This is a genomic window from Agrobacterium sp. 22-3639C2 (genome assembly GCF_053522105.1).
The window spans coordinates 230268-249742 of sequence record NZ_JBNWDB010000003.1; the positions used below are offsets into that span (position 1 = coordinate 230268).

The 19475-nt window shown below is 60.7% G+C and carries 21 protein-coding genes; 12 read left to right on the top strand and 9 right to left on the bottom strand.

Annotation, left to right across the window (positions count from 1 at the left end):
- The first annotated feature begins 90 nt into the window (after nt 1–90).
- The 7 genes from ACQZ6D_RS14140 to dxs all read left to right on the top strand — a co-directional run bounded on the left by ACQZ6D_RS14140 (nt 91) and on the right by dxs (nt 6231).
- Nucleotides 91–771: an energy-coupling factor ABC transporter ATP-binding protein gene (locus ACQZ6D_RS14140; RefSeq protein ID WP_065661299.1), complete on the top strand. Its 681-nt coding sequence runs from the start codon at nt 91–93 to the stop codon at nt 769–771.
- Nucleotides 768–1373, top strand: a complete 606-nt coding sequence (locus tag ACQZ6D_RS14145) for a CbiQ family ECF transporter T component (RefSeq protein WP_448729787.1) — start codon at nt 768–770, stop codon at nt 1371–1373. The genes ACQZ6D_RS14140 and ACQZ6D_RS14145 overlap by 4 nt, the downstream gene beginning before the upstream one ends.
- Nucleotides 1374–1404: 31 nt before the next feature.
- Entirely contained in the window at nt 1405–1968 is a 564-nt protein-coding gene (locus ACQZ6D_RS14150; protein WP_035197936.1) for a biotin transporter BioY, read from the top strand.
- A 26-nt stretch (nt 1969–1994) separates the two neighbouring features.
- Nucleotides 1995–2930: a histone deacetylase family protein gene (locus tag ACQZ6D_RS14155; RefSeq protein WP_003511750.1), complete on the top strand. Its 936-nt coding sequence runs from the start codon at nt 1995–1997 to the stop codon at nt 2928–2930.
- A gap of 2 nt (nt 2931–2932) precedes the next feature.
- A complete protein-coding gene (locus ACQZ6D_RS14160; protein WP_003503059.1) occupies nt 2933–3187 on the top strand; it encodes an exodeoxyribonuclease VII small subunit in 255 nt (84 codons plus the stop codon).
- Between the two features lie 102 nt (nt 3188–3289).
- On the top strand, nt 3290–4213 hold the full coding sequence (locus tag ACQZ6D_RS14165; RefSeq protein WP_003511747.1) for a pirin family protein: 924 nt from the start codon (nt 3290–3292) through the stop codon (nt 4211–4213).
- 98 nt (nt 4214–4311) lie between these two features.
- Complete coding sequence (dxs, locus tag ACQZ6D_RS14170) at nt 4312–6231, top strand: 1-deoxy-D-xylulose-5-phosphate synthase (RefSeq protein ID WP_065702759.1); 1920 nt, start codon at nt 4312–4314, stop codon at nt 6229–6231.
- Between the two features lie 41 nt (nt 6232–6272).
- Here dxs and ACQZ6D_RS14175 read toward each other — a convergent pair whose 3' ends face one another.
- Nucleotides 6273–6635 (bottom strand): nuclear transport factor 2 family protein, encoded by a 363-nt coding sequence (locus ACQZ6D_RS14175; protein ID WP_065702761.1) that lies wholly within the window; start codon nt 6633–6635, stop codon nt 6273–6275.
- Between the two features lie 107 nt (nt 6636–6742).
- Here ACQZ6D_RS14175 and ACQZ6D_RS14180 point away from each other — a divergent pair, with 107 nt between their 5' ends.
- Both ACQZ6D_RS14180 and ACQZ6D_RS14185 read left to right on the top strand, forming a co-directional pair.
- Nucleotides 6743–7537, top strand: coding sequence for a helix-turn-helix domain-containing protein (locus ACQZ6D_RS14180; RefSeq protein ID WP_065702763.1), 795 nt, complete (start codon nt 6743–6745; stop codon nt 7535–7537).
- A 6-nt stretch (nt 7538–7543) separates the two neighbouring features.
- The gene (locus ACQZ6D_RS14185) at nt 7544–7852 is read left to right on the top strand and encodes a putative quinol monooxygenase (protein WP_013635594.1); all 309 of its coding nucleotides are present in this window, start codon (nt 7544–7546) and stop codon (nt 7850–7852) included.
- Nucleotides 7853–7906: 54 nt separating this feature from the next.
- Here ACQZ6D_RS14185 and ACQZ6D_RS14190 read toward each other — a convergent pair whose 3' ends face one another.
- Together ACQZ6D_RS14190 and ACQZ6D_RS14195 are read right to left on the bottom strand one after the other, a co-directional pair.
- Nucleotides 7907–8290 carry an ACT domain-containing protein gene (locus ACQZ6D_RS14190; RefSeq protein ID WP_003511736.1) on the bottom strand — a complete coding sequence of 128 codons (384 nt, stop codon included), beginning with the start codon at nt 8288–8290 and terminating at the stop codon, nt 7907–7909.
- 126 nt (nt 8291–8416) lie between these two features.
- The gene (locus ACQZ6D_RS14195; RefSeq protein WP_065702765.1) at nt 8417–10438 is read right to left on the bottom strand and encodes a methyl-accepting chemotaxis protein; all 2022 of its coding nucleotides are present in this window, start codon (nt 10436–10438) and stop codon (nt 8417–8419) included.
- Nucleotides 10439–10714: 276 nt separating this feature from the next.
- Here ACQZ6D_RS14195 and ACQZ6D_RS14200 point away from each other — a divergent pair, with 276 nt between their 5' ends.
- Together ACQZ6D_RS14200 and ACQZ6D_RS14205 are read left to right on the top strand one after the other, a co-directional pair.
- Nucleotides 10715–11467, top strand: coding sequence for a TlyA family RNA methyltransferase (locus ACQZ6D_RS14200; protein WP_065702766.1), 753 nt, complete (start codon nt 10715–10717; stop codon nt 11465–11467).
- On the top strand, nt 11464–12714 hold the full coding sequence (locus ACQZ6D_RS14205) for a class I SAM-dependent RNA methyltransferase (RefSeq protein ID WP_065702768.1): 1251 nt from the start codon (nt 11464–11466) through the stop codon (nt 12712–12714). The genes ACQZ6D_RS14200 and ACQZ6D_RS14205 overlap by 4 nt, the downstream gene beginning before the upstream one ends.
- Here ACQZ6D_RS14205 and ACQZ6D_RS14210 read toward each other — a convergent pair whose 3' ends face one another.
- The 3 genes from ACQZ6D_RS14210 to ACQZ6D_RS14220 form a co-directional block, all read right to left on the bottom strand.
- Complete coding sequence (locus ACQZ6D_RS14210; RefSeq protein ID WP_065702770.1) at nt 12715–13029, bottom strand: hypothetical protein; 315 nt, start codon at nt 13027–13029, stop codon at nt 12715–12717.
- 90 nt (nt 13030–13119) lie between these two features.
- The gene (locus ACQZ6D_RS14215; RefSeq protein ID WP_065702772.1) at nt 13120–13878 is read right to left on the bottom strand and encodes a crotonase/enoyl-CoA hydratase family protein; all 759 of its coding nucleotides are present in this window, start codon (nt 13876–13878) and stop codon (nt 13120–13122) included.
- A gap of 10 nt (nt 13879–13888) precedes the next feature.
- The gene (locus tag ACQZ6D_RS14220; RefSeq protein ID WP_065702774.1) at nt 13889–15673 is read right to left on the bottom strand and encodes an acyl-CoA dehydrogenase; all 1785 of its coding nucleotides are present in this window, start codon (nt 15671–15673) and stop codon (nt 13889–13891) included.
- 223 nt (nt 15674–15896) lie between these two features.
- On the opposite strand from ACQZ6D_RS14220, the gene ACQZ6D_RS14225 reads away from it, so the two are divergent.
- The gene (locus tag ACQZ6D_RS14225) at nt 15897–16892 is read left to right on the top strand and encodes a transporter (RefSeq protein WP_065702776.1); all 996 of its coding nucleotides are present in this window, start codon (nt 15897–15899) and stop codon (nt 16890–16892) included.
- A gap of 103 nt (nt 16893–16995) precedes the next feature.
- Here the strand turns inward: ACQZ6D_RS14225 and ACQZ6D_RS14230 are convergent, their stop codons facing one another.
- From ACQZ6D_RS14230 to ACQZ6D_RS14240, 3 genes are all read right to left on the bottom strand, one after another.
- Nucleotides 16996–17520, bottom strand: coding sequence for a BA14K family protein (locus ACQZ6D_RS14230; RefSeq protein WP_003511720.1), 525 nt, complete (start codon nt 17518–17520; stop codon nt 16996–16998).
- 224 nt (nt 17521–17744) lie between these two features.
- The gene (locus ACQZ6D_RS14235) at nt 17745–18209 is read right to left on the bottom strand and encodes a BA14K family protein (RefSeq protein ID WP_003511718.1); all 465 of its coding nucleotides are present in this window, start codon (nt 18207–18209) and stop codon (nt 17745–17747) included.
- A 181-nt stretch (nt 18210–18390) separates the two neighbouring features.
- Nucleotides 18391–19473 (bottom strand): FAD-binding oxidoreductase, encoded by a 1083-nt coding sequence (locus ACQZ6D_RS14240; RefSeq protein WP_013635587.1) that lies wholly within the window; start codon nt 19471–19473, stop codon nt 18391–18393.
- Nucleotides 19474–19475: the final 2 nt, after the last annotated feature.

Here is a 19475-nt window from a genome sequence, read left to right on the forward strand (position 1 = left end):
CAGGATTGCAATGTTCTTTTTTTGTTCTTTGTTTCACTTCTGTTGATGACACGATATAGAACCGGAAAGCGATAGAGGGATGCATCAATCTTGGAAATCCGTTTCGACACCGCAGGCGTCGCCTTCGAGGGCAGGCAGGCTTTACAGCCCGTGTCCCTGACATTGACTGAACGGCGTATCGGCGTCATCGGCCTCAACGGCTCGGGCAAGACCACCTTTGCGCGGCTTATCAATGGTCTGACAAAGCCGACGGGCGGCAAGGTGTCGGTGAACGGTCTCGACACCGTCAAAGATGCGAGAGCGGTATTGCAGGCAGTCGGTTTCATCTTCCAGAATCCGCAGAACCAGATCATCCTGCCGATCATACGCGACGATGTCGCCTTCGGCCTCAAGCGACTCGGTATCGGCAAGACGGAGACAGAAACGCGGGTCAAGGCTGTGCTTGCCCGGCTCGGTATCGCTCATCTGGAAGAACGGCGCGCGCACGAGCTTTCCGGCGGCGAATTGCAGCTGGCGGCGCTGGCCGCCCTGCTGGTCACTGAACCGCAAATCCTCATTCTCGATGAACCGACCAATCAGCTCGACCTCAAAAACCGCGCGATCGTTGAGAAGACAATGGCTGCGCTGTCGCAGGCGCTTGTCGTCATCACCCATGATCTGCCGCTGCTTTCCGGCTTCGATCGCGTACTGGTTTTTCACGAAGGCGAGCTTGTTGCAGACGCCAACCCCGAAGAGGCGGTGGCACGTTATCTGGAGGTTGCGTCGCGATGAAGTCGCTTCATGTCGAAGGCACGGGCTGGCTCTACCGCGTCTCTCCGCGCCTCAAGCTCGTGACGCTGATGGTTTTCAGCATTGCGCTGTTTCTCACCCGCGATCTGCTTTTGCTGGGATGCGCCGTCGTTGTGGCCGCCGCCATTCTGCGCGAGACGCGGCTGCAATTCCGCGAGATCGGCCTGCGGCTACGCCCGGTGATGCTGACCATTCTCGTCGTTGCCGCCTTCAGCTATCTGCTGCTTCCGGTACACGATGCGAGTGTCAATCTTCTGCGGCTGACTGCACTGGCGCTTCTCGCCACCGCCGTCACCATCACCGTCAGCATTTCGCAATTCATGGACGAAATCTCGGTTGCCGCCGCCCCGCTGGAAAGGCTGGGGCTGGTCAAGGCGGCCGATATCGGGCTCGCGGTCGGGCTCGTCGTGCGGTTCGTGCCGGAGATCATCAACCGTTACCATGCCGTGCGCGATGCGCACCGCGCGCGCGGCCTCCCCGTTCGGCTGGCCACGATCATCGTGCCGCTCGTCATTATGACGTTGAAGGATGCGGATGCCATTGCCGACGCCATTGACGCGCGCGGTTTCAGAGGCCAAAGCTGACGGCAAAACAACCACCCGGAGTTCCCGAGCCATGACGACCCGCGACCTTGTGCTGATCTCGCTGTTTTCCGCCATCATCATCGCACTCGGACTTTTGCCGCCGATCACGCTTGGTTTCATTCCGGTGCCCATCACCGCGCAGTCACTTGGCGTCATGCTGGCCGGTGTCGTGCTGGGGGCGAAACGCGGCACGCTCGCGGTTCTTCTGACCATCCTCATCGCCGCCATCGGCCTGCCAGTCCTCTCAGGCGGACGCGGCGGCCTTTCCATCTTCACCACGCCGACCACGGGCTTCCTGATCGGCTGGATTGCTGCCGCTTTCGTCACCGGCACGCTCTCGGAAAAACTCGTCAATCGCGGCCAGTCGGCTCTGACGCAGGGTATCGGTTTCTTCATCGCAAGCCTCGCCGGCGGCGTGGTCGTGCTTTATGCCTTCGGCATCTCCTATCTGGCGCTGGTGGTCGGGCTCGGGTTTGAAAAGGCGTTCATGGGTTCGCTCGCTTTCATTCCCGGCGATGCGTTGAAGGCCGTGCTTGCCGCCCTTGCCGGCCGCGCTGTGATGGTCGGTTATCCGCTTTTGCCGCAGCGCGCTTGATCAGCTTATTTCGGGAGGATTAGAGAATGGCGACCCGTCTTTACGAACATCCGATCTTCCTTGAACACATCACGCCGGAAGGCCATCCCGAGCGGCCGGATCGGCTGCGATCTCTGAACATTGCGCTCGAACATCCGAATTTCGAGCGACTGGTCCGCAAGCAAGCACCGCAGGCCAACGAGGATGCCGTGCTTCTGGCGCATCCGGAGGAGCATCTGCTGTCCGTCATGCGCCAGATTCCCGAGGAAGATGGCGAGATCAACCGCGTCGAGGCCGACACCTATGTCTCGCCGAAAAGCCTGCAAGCGGCGCTGACCGGTATTGGCGCTGCGATGGTGGCGGTAGATGACGTGTTTACGGGTGCCGCCGACAACGTCTTCGTTGCGTCCCGCCCGCCCGGCCACCATGCGGAAACCGCAAAGGCCATGGGGTTCTGTCTCTTCAACAATGCAGCAATCGCCGCCCGTCACGCCCAGAAGGTGCACGGCGCAGAGCGCGTCGCCATCATCGACTGGGACGTGCATCACGGCAACGGTACGCAGGATATCTTCTGGAACGACACGTCAGTGCTGTTCTGTTCCACCCACCAGATGCCGCTTTACCCGTGGAGCGGCGATAAAAACGAAACTGGCGTGAAGAACAATGTCGTCAACGCGCCACTTTCCCCCAATACCGGCAGCGAGTATTTTCGCGAGGCGTTCAAATCCCGAGTCCTGCCGGCGATTGCCGATTTTTCGCCCGATCTCATTATCATCTCCGCCGGTTTCGACGCGCATCACCGCGATCCGCTTGCGCAGATCAATCTGGTGGGCGAGGATTTCGACTGGGCGACGGGGCGGCTGCTGGAAATGGCGGACAAATACGCCTCGAACCGGGTCGTCAGCCTGCTTGAAGGCGGTTATGATCTGGAAGGGCTGGCGGAATCGGCGGCCATGCATATTTTGAGAATGATGAAGGGTTGAAAATGACGGAAAATGCCAACACAGCCGATGTCAGCGGTTATTCCTTCGAAAAGGCCGTCGCCGAGCTGGAAAGCATTGTCGCACGCCTGGAGCGCGGAGACGTGGCGCTGGACGAGTCGATCGCCATCTACGAGCGCGGCGAAGCCCTGAAAAAACATTGCGAGACGCTGTTGAACGCCGCCGAAAAGCGTATCGAGAAGATCCGTCTCGACCGCGCCGGAAAACCGCAGGGCGTGGAGCCGCTGGACGGGGAATAAACACGTCCTGTTGAACGGGGGCGACACAGCGTTCAACATTACGGCGCTCCCACGTCGTATCGTTCGTGGTAAGCTTGCGTGTAACGATACGAGGAGCTTCGGATGTCCTTCTTTCCCGGCAACGATCCTGTCGCGGGTGATGCTTTCGCCTGCGACGCCATCGAAAACCTCATCATTCCGCGCACCAGCGATATTGGCGGCTTCGCCGTGCGGCGGGCGCTGCCGACGCGGCAGCGGCGGCTGGTCGGCCCATTCATCTTTTTCGACCGCATGGGTCCGGCCATCCTGAAGGCGGGCGAGGCGCTGGATGTCAAGCCGCATCCGCATATCGGGCTTTCCACCGTTACCTATCTGTTTGACGGCGAAATCAAGCATCGCGACAGCCTCGGCACCGAACTGGTCATCCGGCCCGGCGACATCAACCTGATGACGGCGGGGCGCGGAATCGTGCATTCGGAGCGCACGCCGGAAAACCTGCGCGGCCATCCGCTTTCCATGTCCGGCCTGCAGACCTGGCTTGCCCTCCCCGATCATATGGAGGAAATCGCTCCGGCTTTTTCCCATACCGCCCGGGAAGACATGCCTCTGATCGATATCAAGGGCGCATCCGGCCGGGTCGTTATCGGTGATTTCGAAGGCCTCACTTCCCCCGTTTCGGCTTTTACCGACACGCTTTACGTTGACCTGACGCTGGAACCGGGTGTGAAATTTCCGTTCTCTGCCGACCATGAGGAACGGGCGATCTACATTCTTTCCGGCTCTCTGGATGTCGCAGGTGACGTTTTTGCCGCCGACCAGTTGCTCGTCTTCCGGCCCGGCGACGACATCACATTGCAGAGCGGCAGCGGCGGCTGTCACATCATGATCTTCGGCGGTGCGGCACTCAACCAGCGCCGTTACATCTGGTGGAACTTCGTTTCGTCATCAAAAGAACGCATAGAGCAGGCCAAACAGGAGTGGAGAACCGGACGCTTCGATATCGTTCCCGGCGACGAAGAAGAGTTTGTCCCTTTGCCGGAGGGTTGAAATTCTATAGAAGTGAACGACATGCAGGGCTCAACTGCCGGCTTTCCATATGAAAGACGCACTGGTGCCCACCGCTGACACGAGAAAAGGCCGAACGATTGACCGGAATGCCACAGACCCCATTGCTTGACCGGGTGAATTTTCCATCCGATCTCAAGGAGATCGACGATCGCGACCTGCCGGAACTGGCAAGGGAGTTGCGCGACGAGATGATCGACGCGGTGTCGAGCACCGGCGGGCATCTGGGTGCCGGTCTGGGCGTGGTGGAGCTGACGATTGCCATCCACAAGGTGTTCAACACGCCTGAAGACCGGCTGATCTTCGATGTCGGCCACCAATGTTATCCGCACAAGATCCTGACCGGCCGTCGCGAGCGCATCCGCACGCTGCGCCAGGAAGGCGGGCTTTCCGGTTTCACGCGTCGGGCCGAGAGCGAATATGACGATTTCGGCGCCGGCCATTCCTCCACCTCCATTTCCGCCGGTCTCGGCATGGCGGTGGCGGCGGGGCTGGATCAGAGCGACCGCAAGGTTATCGCCGTCATCGGTGATGGCTCCATGTCTGCGGGCATGGCGTTTGAGGCGCTCAACAATGCCGGTGCGCTCGACGCGCGGCTGATCGTCATCCTCAACGACAACGACATGTCAATTGCGCCGCCGACGGGCGCGATGAGCGCTTATCTCGCGCGGCTTGCCTCCGGCCGCACCTATATGGGCTTTCGCGATTTCGGCAAGAAACTCACCGCCTATCTCGGCAAGACCATCGACCGCGCCATTACCCGCGCCGTGACCCATGCGCGCGGTTACGTGACCGGTGGCACGCTGTTCGAGGAGCTTGGCTTCTATCACATCGGCCCGATCGACGGTCATTCCTTCGATCACCTGCTGCCGGTGCTGCGCAATGTGCGCGACAACCAGAAAGGCCCTGTTCTCATCCATGTGGTGACGCAGAAGGGCAAGGGTTATGCGCCAGCAGAAGCGGCAGCGGACAAATATCACGGCGTCAACAAGTTCGATGTCATTACCGGCGCACAGGCGAAAGCCAAGCCGAATGCGCCGAGCTATACCAGCGTGTTTGCCGAAGCGCTTATCCAGGAAGCGACCCTCGACGACAAGATCATCGGCGTCACCGCCGCCATGCCTAATGGTACCGGGCTGGACAAGATGGCCGAGCTTTTCCCGGCCCGCACCTTCGATGTCGGCATTGCCGAGCAGCACGCCGTCACCTTCGCGGCGGGGCTTGCGGCGGATGGCTACAAGCCGTTCTGCGCGCTTTATTCCACCTTCCTGCAACGCGGTTACGACCAGCTGGTGCATGATGTGGCGATCCAGAGCTTGCCCGTGCGCTTCCCCATCGACCGCGCCGGTTTCGTCGGCGCAGACGGACCGACCCATGCCGGCTCTTTCGACACCACATTCCTTGCCACCCTGCCCGGCATGGTGGTTATGGCGGCGTCCGACGAGGCCGAGTTGAAACATATGGTTCGCACAGCCGCAGCCTATGATGAAGGCCCGATTTCCTTCCGTTATCCGCGCGGCGAAGGCGTGGGCGTCGAGATGCCCGCACGCGGCCAGATTCTTGAGATCGGCAAGGGCCGCATCATCAAGGAGGGTACCAAGGTCGCACTACTTTCCTTCGGCACACGCCTTGCCGAATGCCTGGCGGCTGCCGAAGACCTCGATGCCGCCGGACTTTCGACCACGGTTGCCGATGCGCGCTTCGCCAAGCCGCTCGACCTCGACCTCATCCGCCAGCTTGCCGCTCATCATGAGGTTCTGGTGACAATCGAGGAAGGCTCTGTCGGCGGTTTCGGTGCACATGTGCTGCATTTCATGGCAAGCGCAGGCTTGCTCGACCATGGCCCGAAGGTCCGGACCCTGACGCTGCCCGACCATTGGGTGGAGCAGGCCAAGCCCGAGACCATGTATGCCAATGCCGGCCTCGACCGCGCCGGCATCGTTTCCACCGTGTTCAATGCGCTCGGCCAGCGTCAGGCCGGCGTCGGTTTCGCCGGCTGACAGCATTACCGGGACTGAAGGCGGGACGACCCGCCTCTGCCTCAGGATGCGGCGCCATCGAGAAAACCGACGACATTTTCAATCTGCCCCTCGGCATTTAGGCTGACGACATCGGTTCCGCCGGCAACATCTTCTCCGTCAGGCGAAATGAGACGCCATGAAAAACGGGTGAAGTTGCCGTGGCCATCCGGGGTGCCTGTGAGCACAAAGCGATATCCCGGAAATTTCTGCCGCGCCGCCTCGATCATCGCGGCAATCCCCTGCTGCCCCTCACCCTGCATCAAAGGATCTGTATAGCACGCCATTTCAGCCCAGCCTTGGCTGACGAGGCGCTGGCGGCGTTCATCGCTCTCCTCGTTCCAGACAGCGAGGTAGGTTTCGGCGATTTTGAGATGTTGCGTCATGATTGCGCTCCTTTTGGTTGACGGCCTGAGCATGCCGGCGGCTGTGACGCAGAACAATTACCTGCGAGGTAATCGCATTGCCGATATCTTCTGCTAGGCTGCGGGGCATGACACATCATCAAGAACATGTCGGCCAGGTGCTTAAGGAATGGCGGGCGCGCCGCAGATTGAGCCAGCTCGATCTGGCGTCCGATGCCGAGATATCGGCGCGCCATCTGAGTTTTGTGGAAAGCGGGCGATCTTCGCCCAGCCGTGAAATGCTGGCGAGGCTGGCAGAGCAGCTTTCCATGCCAGCCCGCGCCGCCAACCGGCTGATGCTGGCGGCAGGCTATGCGCCGATCCATTCCGAACGATCACTGGATGCGCCTGATATGACGGCCGTTCGTAAGGCCGTCGAAACCGTGGTGCAGGGCCACATGCCCTTCCCGGCACTTGCCGTCGACCGCCACTGGAATCTGGTTCTTGCCAATGATGCGATCAAATCGCTTCTCGCCGGCATATCCGAAGACCTGCTTCACCCGCCCCTCAATGTATTGCGGCTGAGCCTGCATCCTGATGGCTTGAGTTCACGCATCGTCAATCTTGCCGAATGGCGGCATCACCTGCTGGATCGCCTACGCCGCCAAGTCGAAGATACCGGAGACGAGACGCTTTCCCGGCTGCATGCGGAACTTTCCGCCTATCCCGCGCCTGCAGCTCCACGGCATTCCGCCGGGGCCGATCCGCTGGCGATACCGCTCGAACTACGCGATCCGTTGTCCGGAGGCGTGCTGCGCTTCATTTCGACCACCACGGTTTTCGGAACCGCCACGGATGTGACGTTGTCCGAGCTGGTGCTGGAATGTTTCTACCCGGCCGACGCCGAGACCCGCGCCGCCCTGATGAACGGTACAAAGGAGTAACTATCCATGCACACCACCTATCTCATCGGCTTCAAGGTCCGTGCCGATCAGCGCGAACGTTTTCTAGGATTGCTGAATGATCTGCTCGACGCCATGCGACACGAGAACACCTTTGTGAACGCAACCCTGCATCGGGACGGCGAAAACGAAAACCACTTCCTGCTGCATGAGACCTGGAGCGACCATCAGGATGTCCTAGACGTTCAGGTTCATCGTCCCTATCGGCAGGCTTGGCACGATGCCTTGCCCGAGCTTCTGGATGCCCCGCGCGATATCTCCGTATGGCACCCCATGCGGGCTGATCATGCCGCGTGAGACTATCATCGTCCCACCAACGCATAGTGCATCAGTGTCGCTGCGAAATGGATATTAGATGAGCGAATGCCCTGCATTTTTCAGCAGAACGAAAGCTTTTTCCAGATCGTTCGATTTCACAAGCAGGTGGTCGCCATCGAAAGTCGAAACCACGAATATACCGATCTCATTGGTCGAGAGCGGCTCGATAACGGACAAGACGATGCCCGTTTCATCGAAGGCAAATGGCCCCTGTAGCTTTAGACAGGACCAACCCGTATCAGATCTGACATGCCCAGGTATACGATCTTCCCGGCAGACGATGGAAAGCTCATCATCGGTCCGGGTGATACTGACGAAGCCACCGCCATCGGCCCAGGCCGGAATGGCTTCAGATGCCTCAAGTCGGGCCACCCCATATGCACCATCCAGAACTTTCAACTTGATCCTAGGTGCCATCTCGAAATCACCTTTGTTGGGAAACTGCGACAGAACGCGTGGTTGAGTGCTCGCGCCGTAAATCTAGCAACAAAAAGGGGGCTTCACAGCCCCCTGATTCACGCTTGATGATCGTGACCGTCAGGCTCAGAACTCCGTCCAGTCCTGATCCTTGGCAGCCGGCGCTTCCGCTTTGCCGCCAAAGGCGCGGGCGAGGCTTTGGCCAAGGGCGCGGGCGGGTGAAGCGACCGGCCTTGCGGTTGTGGAGGCAGGCTTCACTGCGGCTTTTCTGACTGGTGCGGCGGGTGCGGACTGGTAGACAGGCTTCACCGAGGACTGGCGAGGAGCAGAATATCCGCCGGCGCCGGCAACGGCACCGCGAACGCCGCCCACCTTGAACTGGCCGAGCAGGCTATTGAGCGCTTCCGCTTCACGGGCGAGCGAATGGCTGGCGGCGGTCTGCTGCTCAACCATTGCGGCATTCTGCTGCGTGCCCTGATCCATGGTGTTCACGGCCGTGTTGATTTCCTGCAGACCAGTCGCCTGTTCGCGGGCAGCGACGACGATGGCGCTGACATGGGCGTTGATCTCCTCGACTTCTGCCACGATGAGTTCGAGCGCCTTGCCAGTCTCGTCGACGAGGTTGACGCCGTTTTCCACCTGCTGGCTGGAAGCGCCGATCAGCGTCTTGATTTCCTTTGCGGCATTGGCGGAACGCTGGGCGAGTTCACGCACTTCCTGCGCGACGACGGCAAAGCCCTTGCCCGCATCACCCGCACGGGCGGCTTCGACGCCTGCGTTCAGCGCAAGCAGGTTGGTCTGGAAAGCGATATCGTCGATGACGCCGATGATATTGCCGATTTCGCCTGATGATTTTTCGATCTCGCGCATGGCGGCAACCGCCTTGCGGACCACGATGCCGGATTTTTCCGCTCCGCTGCGGGCGCGCTGAACCAGATTGCCAGCGTCCTCAGCACCCCTTGCGCTGTCACGCACCGTGGTGGTGACTTCTTCCAGTGCTGCGGCGGTTTCCTCGATGGAAGCGGCCTGCTGTTCGGTGCGGCGCGACAGGTCGTCGGCAGCAGAGAGCATTTCCGAAGCCCCGGCATTGATTGCAGCGGCATTCTCGCCAACTGCGCGCATGGCCTGCTGCAGCTTTTCGACAGCGCTGTTGAAGTCGATACGGATGGGGTCGATGTAGGAGGCGAACGGCGTTTCGATACGGTAGGCGAGATCGCCTTCCGCCAGAGCCGCAAGACCCTTGCCAAGCTCGTCACGCGCAAGGGCGTTGGCGGCTTCGTCCTGGGCCTTCTCTTCTTCGTTGCGGCGGCGCTCGGTCTCGGTTGCGGAGCGCATGCGCTCGGTTTCGCCGGCAAGGCGGGATTTTTCCAACCCGGCTTCCTTGAAGACGAGAACGGCTTTCGCCATTTTGCCGACTTCATCCTTGCGGTCGAGAGCCGGAACTTCCGTGGTCATATCGCCGTCGGCAAGCCTGCTCATAGCCGCCGTCATACCGACGATCGGCGTGACGATGGAGCGCGACAGGGCCCAGATGAGGGCCACGGCCAGAAGACCGGCAACCGCGCCGCCACCCAGAAGTGCGAGCTTGAGGTTGAGTGCGGCAGCGTCCTGCTGTGCGGCGTAGCTTGCCGACAAGCCGTTCAGCTGGTCCTTGATCTTGGCGGCGGAGGCGCGGAAACCGTCGAGCTGACCCTTGGCCTGATTGCGACCGATCTCGATGATTTCGGAAATCGGTGCTTCGGTCGTCTTGCGGGCGGCAAGCTGCGGTTCCGCCAGTTCCTTGAAGAACACGGTGGCGGATGCCTGCATGTCATCGATGGATTTCAGAATGTCCGGCTGGCCGGCGGCAAGCGCACGGGCTTCACCAAGCTTCTTCAGCATCAGATCGCGCTGGGCGAAAACATCGTTGTAGGTGCTGTCGCTGCGAAACAGCAGAAAGCCGCGCTGGTTGACGGCCTGTTCCAGCATTGCGGCCGTCGCACCGTCAACCGCATGCAGGATGTTGTTGGCCTTGTTGTTCTGGACCGTGACGTGCTCGCTCCCCAGCGTCTGCCAGAAGACCACCGCCGAGGCGAGCAGGCAAACGCCCATCAAGACGCAGAAGGTGACAATGAGCTTAATGTTGATGGGGAAATTTTTTAGCGACATCGCAAACTCTCTCGGCGACCTGATGCCACGGAGCAAGCGTCTGCGCTGCAACGGTCGCAATTTTGGAAATGGGAGGAGATGCCGTCATGGCAGGTTCCGACTGGCCGCACGGGCCTTGCAGACAAAGTGCAATACAAGCCTTTATATTGGATTAATCGCATATGCTGTTAAAGACCACGAAACGACCCTGCGCTGCGGCAAATGGTGCCGTTGCGAAGCCTTGCGCGCGATAAATCGCTTGCATCTGCGGGGTTTGGCGGTCATTGACACGGGACCATGTCCAAAACACCTGAAAATGAACGGCTTGACCAGCTTCTTGTTTCGCTCGGCCACTTTGCCAGCCGCTCGCGTGCGCGCGATGCGATTGCGCGCGGCACCGTGAGCGTCAACGGGAAAACGGCCACAAAGCCCAGCCAAACCGTTGCCGGAAACGTCAAGATCGCCATTACCGATCCGGCGCAGGCCTATGTTTCCCGCGCCGCCCTCAAGCTCACCGCCGCGCTCGAACACTTCGGGCTCGATCCGAAGGGCCATGAATGCCTCGACGTCGGCGCCTCCACCGGCGGCTTCACCGAGGTATTGCTTCATCGCGGCGCAAAACACGTCACCTCCATCGATGTCGGCCACGGGCAAATGCATCCACGGATCGAGAACGATCCGCGCGTGACCAATCTGGAAGGGCTGAATGCGCGCTTCCTGACAACCGACGACATTGATGACCGGTCCGTGGACTTCATCGTCTCCGACGTGTCTTTCATCTCCATAAAGCTCGCCCTTGCCCCGGCACTCGCGCTTGCCGCCTCCGGCGCGCAAGCGGTTCTGCTGGTCAAGCCGCAATTCGAGGCAGGCCGTGATGCCATCAGCAAGGCCGGGCTGTTGAAAGAGCCGGAAACGGCGCCTGCCGTTGCTGCCGAACTGGAACGCTGGCTCGTTGAAGACATGGGCTGGAAGAGCCTCGGCCTCATCCCCTCGCCGATTTCCGGCGGCGATGGCAATATCGAATTTCTTCTCGGAGGCGAAAAGCCATGAGCACGCAGACCGTCAGCATCAAGAGCCTTGGCGCCCAGGGCGACGGCATTGCGCACTGTCCCGACGGCCCGGTCTATGTGCCCTTCGCCCTGCCCGGCGAAACGGTGGCGATCGCCAAGGTCAAGGATACCGGCACCATCATCTCGATTGCGGAAGCCTCCGCGGATCGCCGCGAACCCGTGTGCCGCCACTTCGGCCCCGAGGGCGTTAACGGCACCTGCGGCGGCTGTTCGCTGCAGCACTTTGCCGACCAGCCCTACCACGCCTTCAAGCGGGAGCTGGTGGTTTCGGCGCTGAGATCGAAAGGCCTGACGCCGCCAGTAGACGATCTCGTCATCTGTCGCCCCGGCGAGCGCCGCCGCGCGGTGTTTGCCGCCCGCAAGACGGAAAAGGGCCTGCTGCTCGGCTTCAACCAGGCAAACAGCCATCACATCGTCGCCATCGAGGAATGTCCCGTCACCTCGCCTGGTATCGTCGCGCGGCTGGACGCCGTGCGCGCAATCGGCCTTTCCCTTGCGTCGAATGCCGAACCGTTCCGCATGACCGTTCTTGAAACGCTTTCGGGCCTCGACATTTCCGTCGAAGGCATCAAATCCGTCGGCGACAAACAGCGGCGTACATTGACGGAAACGGTGCTGGCCATGCGTGGCATCGCCCGTGTCGCGCTATCAGGCGAAATCCTGATCGAACCGCAAAAGCCGATCATCGAATTCGGCGGCATTCCGGTTTCCCCACCGGCCGGCGGTTTCACGCAGGCAACCAAACAGGCCGAAGACGCCATGGCGGAACTGGTGCTTGCCCATGTTGGCAAATCCAAACGCATCGCCGATCTCTTCTGCGGTTCCGGCACGTTTGCGCTGCGGCTTGCGCGCGTCGGCCGCGTGCATGCGGTTGAGGCAGAGGACAAGCCGCTGAAAGCGCTCGATTTCGCCGCGCGCAACACGCAGGGCCTGAAACCCGTCAGCATCGAAAAGCGTGATCTTTTCCGCCGGCCGTTGATGACGAGCGAAATGAAGAATTACGATGCCGTGGTGTTCGATCCGCCGCGCGCCGGTGCGGAAGTCCAGTGCAAGGAACTTGCGCGCAGCGCGGTGAAGAAAATCGTCGCCGTCAGCTGCAATCCGCTGACGCTTGCGCGCGACCTCGCCATTCTGGTGGAGGGCGGCTATCGCGTCACGCGCGTCACGCCGGTCGACCAGTTCTTGTGGTCGCCGCATGTGGAAGCGGTGGCGACGCTGGAGAAATAATCACCAGGCGGTGTCGACCGTGCCGTTGCCGACCACGCCCGAGCAACGGCAGGCGCCGCCAACGCGGCCCTGCTCGATGGGGCAGACATAGGGCCGACGACGATTGGCGCTGTCCGGTGGAGTGATGACGCAAACGAAACGCGCGCGGCGCTGGCGATCGCGGGAATTGCCGGAGTAATAATTCGGGCTGTCCTCTTGCGTGGACTGCGCCAGAATGACGTTATTGCTCGAACCCGGCAAAGGCACGGTCGCCGCCGCCTCTGCGACAGTCGCAGCGGAGAGGAGGACGGTCAGGGCGAAAACAAAGTGACGCATGGCGGGTGGCCTTCGAAGGATGACGTTGCGTTATCTAACCCAAGCCATATTACCCGGTTCCTTAACCGCAAGGAATTCCTGCCGGAACGCTTAACGCCGCATGAATGCCTCGAAAGCGGCCCGCGCCTCGGCACTCTGCAATTGCGCGGTGAAATGGCGGGCTTCCTCATCGATGCGGGCCAGCACATCTGCCGGATTGCCGCGCACGAGATCGCGGGCAATCTTCAACGCCTGCTGCGGCTTGGCGGCAAGCCGCGTGGCAAGCGCCAGCGTTTCGCTTTCGACATGTTCCGGCGCCACGACTTTCCAGATCATTCCGGCCTGCAAGGCCTGTTCGGCGGTAAAACCTTCGCCCATGGCCAGCAGGGCAAAGGCGCGCTGATGGCCGATGAGCTTTGGCGCAAGCAGGCTGGACGCGGCTTCCGGCACCAGCGCCAGATCCACAAACGGCGTCTTGAACAGGCTGCGGTTGGAGGCAACGGTCAGATCGCAATGCAGGTTCAGCGTCGTGCCGATGCCGATGGCCAACCCATCGACGCCCGAAACCAGCGGCTTTTCGAAGGTTGCCAGCGCCTTCAGAAGATCGAGCACCGCGAGCTTGCCCTTTGCGCCAGACATGGCGAAGGCAAGAAAATCGGCCATATCATTGCCGGCGGAAAAGCAACCTTCCGTACCCAGAAACGCGACGACACGGATATCCGGGTCTGCATTGGCGGCCTTCAGAGCCTCTGCCATGCGCATATACATTGCATCGGTGATGGCATTTTTCTTTTCCGGCCGGTTGAAGCGAATGGTCAGAACCTCAGGCGCATGACTGACCCGCTCGACTAAAATATGGTCGTCCGACATGGTTTTCTCCTTAACCCAGCACGGCGCGGGCGGCGGCAAGGCTTGCTGCACCGGCAATGACGCGATCCCTCAGCGCTGCCGTTTCCGCCAGCAGGTTTTCCGCCGCAAACCGGCAGAGCGATGCGCGAGGCGCTCCCCTGCCGTCATCCACCTGGGCCAGGGCGCCCTTGGCAAGATAGGCTCCGGTGAGCGCCAGCCCGAAGAGGCGCTGATAGGGCGTGGCACCGGCGAGCGCGGTTTCGGTTTCCCCCGCTTTCAGGCGTTCCAGCAACCAGTCGGTCGCCGTTTCGAGATCGGTGAGACTCGTTTCGAGATAACGGGCAGTCTCGCCGAGATCGGTGCGGTTCGAGGCAGCAGTTCGGGCGACGATTTCGCGCAATTCTGCGATGAAACCGCGCACCTGTGCGCCATTGGAAAGCGGCAGCTTGCGCACCACCAGGTCGATCGCCTGAATGCCGTTGGTGCCTTCGTAGATCGGCGCGATGCGGGCATCGCGCAGGTAACGCGCCGCACCTGTTTCCTCGATGAAGCCCATGCCGCCATGCACCTGAATGCCCATGGAAGCGACATCGACACCGGCATCGGTGGAGAAGGACTTTGCGATTGGCGTTAAAAGAGCTGCGCGCTCCTGCCAGTGGGCGCGTTCAGCCCCGTCCTCGGCGGCATGCGCCATATCGATGGCGTGGGCGCAGTTGAAGGAGATGGCGCGCGCACCTTGTGTCAGCGCTTTCATCGTCAACAGCGTGCGGGCGATATCGGGATGCTCGATGATAGGGCTCATGCCCGAACCCTGCCAGCCGGGCGCCTTGCCCTGCGTGCGTTCCCTGGCGTATTCGATTGCCTTCTGTGTCGCCGCCTCGCAGATTGCCACGCCCTGCATGCCAACGGCAAGGCGGGCGTTGTTCATCATGGTGAACATGCAGGCGAGACCCTTGTTCTCCTCGCCGATCAGCCAGCCCAAGGCACCCTTCTCTTCGCCAAACTTTCCGTCCCCGAAGATCATCGTGCAGGTGGGCGAACCGTGAATGCCGAGCTTGTGCTCCAGCGAATGGCAGAAGACGTCGTTGCGACTGCCCGGCGTGCCATCGTCTTCGGGCAGGAATTTCGGCACGAGGAACAGCGAAATTCCGCGCGTGCCGGCCGGCGCATCCGGCAGGCGGGCAAGAACGAGGTGGATGATATTGTCCGCGGCGTCATGTTCGCCCCAGGTGATGAAAATCTTCTGCCCGAAAATGCGGTAGGTGCCGTCACCATTACGCTCGGCACGGGTTTTCAGCACGCCAAGGTCCGATCCCGCATGCGGTTCGGTGAGGTTCATCGTGCCGGTCCATTCGCCGGAGACGAGTTTGGGAAGATAGATGCGCTTCAGGTCCTTGCTACCGTGGGCAACGAGAGCTTCCACCGCGCCCATGGTGAGCGTCGGCGCAAGCGCGAAAGCCATGGAACCGGAATTCCACATTTCGAGTGCGGCGACATTCAGCATATGCGGCAGGTTCTGGCCGCCGAATTCTTCCGGTGCGGTGAGGCTGTTCCAGCCGGCCTCAGCCCAGCGCCGGTAAAGATCGGCCCAGCCGTCCGGCGTTGAGACCTTGCCGTCGCTCAGCCGCGCGCCCTGTCGGTCGCCTATATCGGCAAGCGGCGCGACCTGCTCGGTGGCGAAACGGCCGGCCTCCTGTAATATGGCATCGACCACATCTTCACCGAGGTCTCTCAGAGCACCCCTGGACAACGCGTCTTGCAGACCCGCCACATGTTTGAGTGTAAAGGCGATATCATCCACCGGCGCGGTATACATGCTGCCTCCTCCCGAAGCTCTTGCCTATCGTGCTGTTGCTTTCGGGCTAAATGATTTTTACGTAAACGTCAATTTGAAAATTCCCGCCTTTTCAGCGGGATTGTTATAAAACTGTCATATGAATTTGCTCAGCATGCGCTGACAGGTGCCGTGCCACCGCTGCCGTTTCCGTCTTGGGGCGACGGACGCCTCCCCTCCCATTCCGCCGGTCAGGACTGCCACGATGGATCTCATAACGCCCGCTATCCCCGGCCTTGTCTGGGCCTATCAATTCCACCCCGGAACGGCGCCATGCAGGCGGCTTGCGCCCGATGCGGGCTTTAGCGAGATGGCGCAATGCGAGGGCTTCTTCTGGCTGCACCTCAATCTCGCGGATCAGCGGGTGGCGGGCTTTCTCGAAACGATCGATGGTCTCGATCCGGCAGCGCTGGCAAGCCTCACCACCCATGAAACCCATCCGTCCATCACGGTGGATGAAAAGTCACTTTATGGAACGCTGGTCGATTTCCAGCGCGAGTTCGATCAGGAAACGCGTGATTTCGGTTGGCTGCATTTCGCGGTCAGCGACCGTTTCATCATTACCACCCGTCTGCAACCGTTGCGCTCAGTGGACCGGCTGAAAGCGGCAGTCGACAAGAATTCCAACCGCTACCTCACGCCGGCCCATGTCTTCGAAGGCCTCGTCGCGGAGTTCCAGCGTTCGCTGATCAGCCTGGTGATGGAAACGACCGAAGAGCTGAATGCCATCGAGGATCTGGTCTATGACAGCGAAAACCGCGACGAGCGGCGGCGGCTTGCGCCGCTCAGGCGCACGGTCGTTCGCCTCCACCGGCATCTGCGCACGGTGCTCACCCTGATGCGGCGGGCGTCTGCCGCCGATGAGGACGAGATGCCTGACGGTTTCGAGGATGTCGCCTCGCGGCTGATGGGCCGCCTCGAGGCCGTCGATCACGATGTCTACGCCCTTCAGGAACGCGCAAGGCTGCTGCACGAGGAAATCGATTCCAAGCTCTCGTCCGAAACCAACCGGCATCTTTATATCCTGTCGCTGATGACGGCATTCCTGCTGCCGCCATCGCTGGTCACTGGCTTCTTCGGCATGAACACGGATGAGTTGCCATTTACGGTCGGCACCGGCGGCACGATGGCGGCCAGCATCTTCATCGTGATTTCGGTTATGCTTGCCTGGTTCGTGCTGAAGCGGGCGCGCATTCTGTGAAAACAAAAAGCCGCCCGTATCCGGGCGGCTCGTAATAACTATCAGGCTGGTCAATCGCTACTCCGTCTTGCCGGATGAAGGCCGGAGTGACGGAGTAGTGCTATCAGCTGTAAGGCGAATAGCAGGGCTGGCGTGGGCCATTGTAGGGCTGGAACGTGTTGCTATAGGCATCGTAGGACCGATACCGGCCATAGCACCAGTTCACATGCGCCTGGCTCATGCCGGCACGACGGACCGGACGATATTCGCGGTAGACCGGACGCGGGCGATATTCCGGAACCGGACGGTAGACTTCGCGCGGCTGCGACAGTGCGCCGCCGATGATCGCGCCCGTCGCAAAGGCTGCGAGCGGGAACCAGTAACCGTCGTGGTGACGATAACCCGGGCGGTAGTCGCGATAACCGCGATGGCCGCCGTACCAGCCGCGGCGTTCGCCGCCCCAGCCGCCACGATTGTCACGATCGCGCCAGTATTGCACATTGACGACATTCTTGCCGGCATCGTTACCCAGGGTCTCGACACTCTTCGGCGCCATCAGCAATGGCATTGCCTCAGCGGGAACAATCGCTCCTGCAACCACGATTGCAGAAAGACCGACAGCCAGGATATTCTTCACATAGCTTCTCATCTGACTTCCTCCATTCACGACGGTCGACAGGCCGTTGCACGTGAATAATTACACCTTTTTCTTTTTATCCAGCCAGTTTGTCGGTGCTGGCTGGAACATCACAGGTTGCAGGCTAGGCGCTTTCGCCTGAACCCAGCATTAACGGCGTTGTCACGCTTCGGTTACCGAAACTCGCCACCCGAAAACAAAAGCCCGGATCCGATCCGGGCTTTCGAAAGGCGTGCTTAACGGCTGTATGGAGATACGCATACACGACGCGGACCGCTGTTCGGCTGGTAGCTGTTATCGTAGGCGCGGTAAGAGCGCCAACGATTCTGGCACCAGGCAACATGGCTGCCGCCATAAGCCGGTCTCGGCTGCGCCATGGCACCGCCAATGATTGCGCCAGTGGCGAATGCCGCCAGCGGGAACCACATTCCGTTGTGATAGCGGTAGCCCGGACGGCGGTCGCGATAGCCGCGATGGCCGTTATAATATCCGTCCCGCGACGGGCGCGGACGATACATGCGGTCGCCGTATCTACGGTCACCTCGGCGGTCCCATTCACGATACTGCACCGGCACTACATTCTCGGTTGAGATTGCCGGTTTCGCCATCGGAACAGGTGCCTGGAACGCCTGCGACGGCGTGAAGCTTGTCAGGAACAGGACAACCGCCGTAGCGACGCTCGTCGTGCGGAAATTCATCATGATCTTTCCTCCGTTTGCTGTAGCGCGTTGAACCGCGCTTTCTAACTACTCGGTCTTGTCGGAGGTAGGGGCAGCCCCATTGAAACACCCGAAAAGAATTCGATGACGTGCAAACGAGTTTTAAGACCTTTGGTTCCGGTTCAAAAATAGATTCCCGCATAAGACGCAGGATTTCGTGCGCTCAGGCTTCCACCTTCACGTCGGTCAACGGCCGCGAGCAGCAGGCGAGAATATAGCCTTCATCGATTTCGTCATCGAGAATGCCGCCATTGTGGTTCATCTCCACCTCGCCGGAGAGCTTCAGCACCCGGCAGGTGCCGCATATCCCCGATTCGCAGGCGGCACCGATGCGCACACCGGCGGCGCGCGCCGTCATCAGAACGGTCTGGCCGGGCTGGCACGGCACCTCCTTGCCGGAAAGCGTAAACCCCACCATCGAGAGTGCTTCGCCATCCGCCACGGTGTGAATACTCTCGCCCACAGCAACCGGGGCGGCTGGCGAAAAGCTTTCCTGGTGGTAACGGCTCATGTCGAAGCCGGAAGCATCCAGCATGGAGCGGATGGCGGCCATGAAAGGCTCCGGTCCACAACAGAACACCGTGCGATCCATGAAATCAGGCGACAGAAGCGCAATCTTGGCCTTGTCGACCATGCCCTTCAAGCCGGACCAGAGATCAGTGCGGCCGCAATTTTCCACGATGAAACCGAGCGACAGTTTCGGCATGAAGCGGGCAAGATATTCCAGCTCGTGACGGAACACGATATCGGATGGCGAGCGCGAGCAATTGATGAAGGCGATGTCACTCTGCGGCGCGCGGTCGCTCATGTCGCGCACCATCGACATCATCGGCGTCACGCCGGAGCCGGCCGAGATGAACAGGTATTTGTCGCCGGGATGCCGTACATAAGAGAAATCGCCGAGCGGGCCGAGCGCCCGGATTTTCATGCCGGGCTTCAGATTGTCGAACATCCAGCGCGTGCCGATGCTGGTGGCCTGCGCCTTGACCGTGACCGACAGCGCATAGGGCCGCGACGGGCTGGAGGACAATGTGTAGGTGCGGTAGAGCGGCTCCTTGCCTACCGGCAATTCCAGCGTCACGAACTGGCCCGGCAGATAACGGAACCAGTTCTGATCCTCCGACCGGAACAGGAATGTCATCACGTCAGGCGTCTCGGGCGTCACCGAAATGCATTCCAGCAGGTGGAGCTTGTCGCTCCACGGCTTCATCTCGTCTATGTGCTTGTAGGTCACAGCCATATTCATCT

Excerpts from the sequence above, each read along its gene's own strand:
- ACQZ6D_RS14220 (WP_065702774.1), bottom strand. The coding sequence starts at position 15,673 with ATGTATACCGCGCCGGTGGATGATATCGCCTTTACACTCAAACATGTG.
- ACQZ6D_RS14210 (WP_065702770.1), bottom strand. The coding sequence starts at position 13,029 with ATGCGTCACTTTGTTTTCGCCCTGACCGTCCTCCTCTCCGCTGCGACT.
- ACQZ6D_RS14215 (WP_065702772.1), bottom strand. The coding sequence starts at position 13,878 with ATGTCGGACGACCATATTTTAGTCGAGCGGGTCAGTCATGCGCCTGAG.
- ACQZ6D_RS14165 (WP_003511747.1), top strand. The coding sequence starts at position 3,290 with ATGTCCTTCTTTCCCGGCAACGATCCTGTCGCGGGTGATGCTTTCGCC.
- ACQZ6D_RS14185 (WP_013635594.1), top strand. The coding sequence starts at position 7,544 with ATGCACACCACCTATCTCATCGGCTTCAAGGTCCGTGCCGATCAGCGC.
- ACQZ6D_RS14225 (WP_065702776.1), top strand. The coding sequence starts at position 15,897 with ATGGATCTCATAACGCCCGCTATCCCCGGCCTTGTCTGGGCCTATCAA.
- ACQZ6D_RS14175 (WP_065702761.1), bottom strand. The coding sequence starts at position 6,635 with ATGACGCAACATCTCAAAATCGCCGAAACCTACCTCGCTGTCTGGAAC.
- ACQZ6D_RS14200 (WP_065702766.1), top strand. The coding sequence starts at position 10,715 with ATGTCCAAAACACCTGAAAATGAACGGCTTGACCAGCTTCTTGTTTCG.
- ACQZ6D_RS14235 (WP_003511718.1), bottom strand. The coding sequence starts at position 18,209 with ATGATGAATTTCCGCACGACGAGCGTCGCTACGGCGGTTGTCCTGTTC.
- ACQZ6D_RS14155 (WP_003511750.1), top strand. The coding sequence starts at position 1,995 with ATGGCGACCCGTCTTTACGAACATCCGATCTTCCTTGAACACATCACG.
- ACQZ6D_RS14190 (WP_003511736.1), bottom strand. The coding sequence starts at position 8,290 with ATGGCACCTAGGATCAAGTTGAAAGTTCTGGATGGTGCATATGGGGTG.
- ACQZ6D_RS14180 (WP_065702763.1), top strand. The coding sequence starts at position 6,743 with ATGACACATCATCAAGAACATGTCGGCCAGGTGCTTAAGGAATGGCGG.
- ACQZ6D_RS14195 (WP_065702765.1), bottom strand. The coding sequence starts at position 10,438 with ATGTCGCTAAAAAATTTCCCCATCAACATTAAGCTCATTGTCACCTTC.
- ACQZ6D_RS14230 (WP_003511720.1), bottom strand. The coding sequence starts at position 17,520 with ATGAGAAGCTATGTGAAGAATATCCTGGCTGTCGGTCTTTCTGCAATC.
- ACQZ6D_RS14160 (WP_003503059.1), top strand. The coding sequence starts at position 2,933 with ATGACGGAAAATGCCAACACAGCCGATGTCAGCGGTTATTCCTTCGAA.
- ACQZ6D_RS14150 (WP_035197936.1), top strand. The coding sequence starts at position 1,405 with ATGACGACCCGCGACCTTGTGCTGATCTCGCTGTTTTCCGCCATCATC.
- ACQZ6D_RS14240 (WP_013635587.1), bottom strand. The coding sequence starts at position 19,473 with ATGAATATGGCTGTGACCTACAAGCACATAGACGAGATGAAGCCGTGG.
- ACQZ6D_RS14205 (WP_065702768.1), top strand. The coding sequence starts at position 11,464 with ATGAGCACGCAGACCGTCAGCATCAAGAGCCTTGGCGCCCAGGGCGAC.
- ACQZ6D_RS14145 (WP_448729787.1), top strand. The coding sequence starts at position 768 with ATGAAGTCGCTTCATGTCGAAGGCACGGGCTGGCTCTACCGCGTCTCT.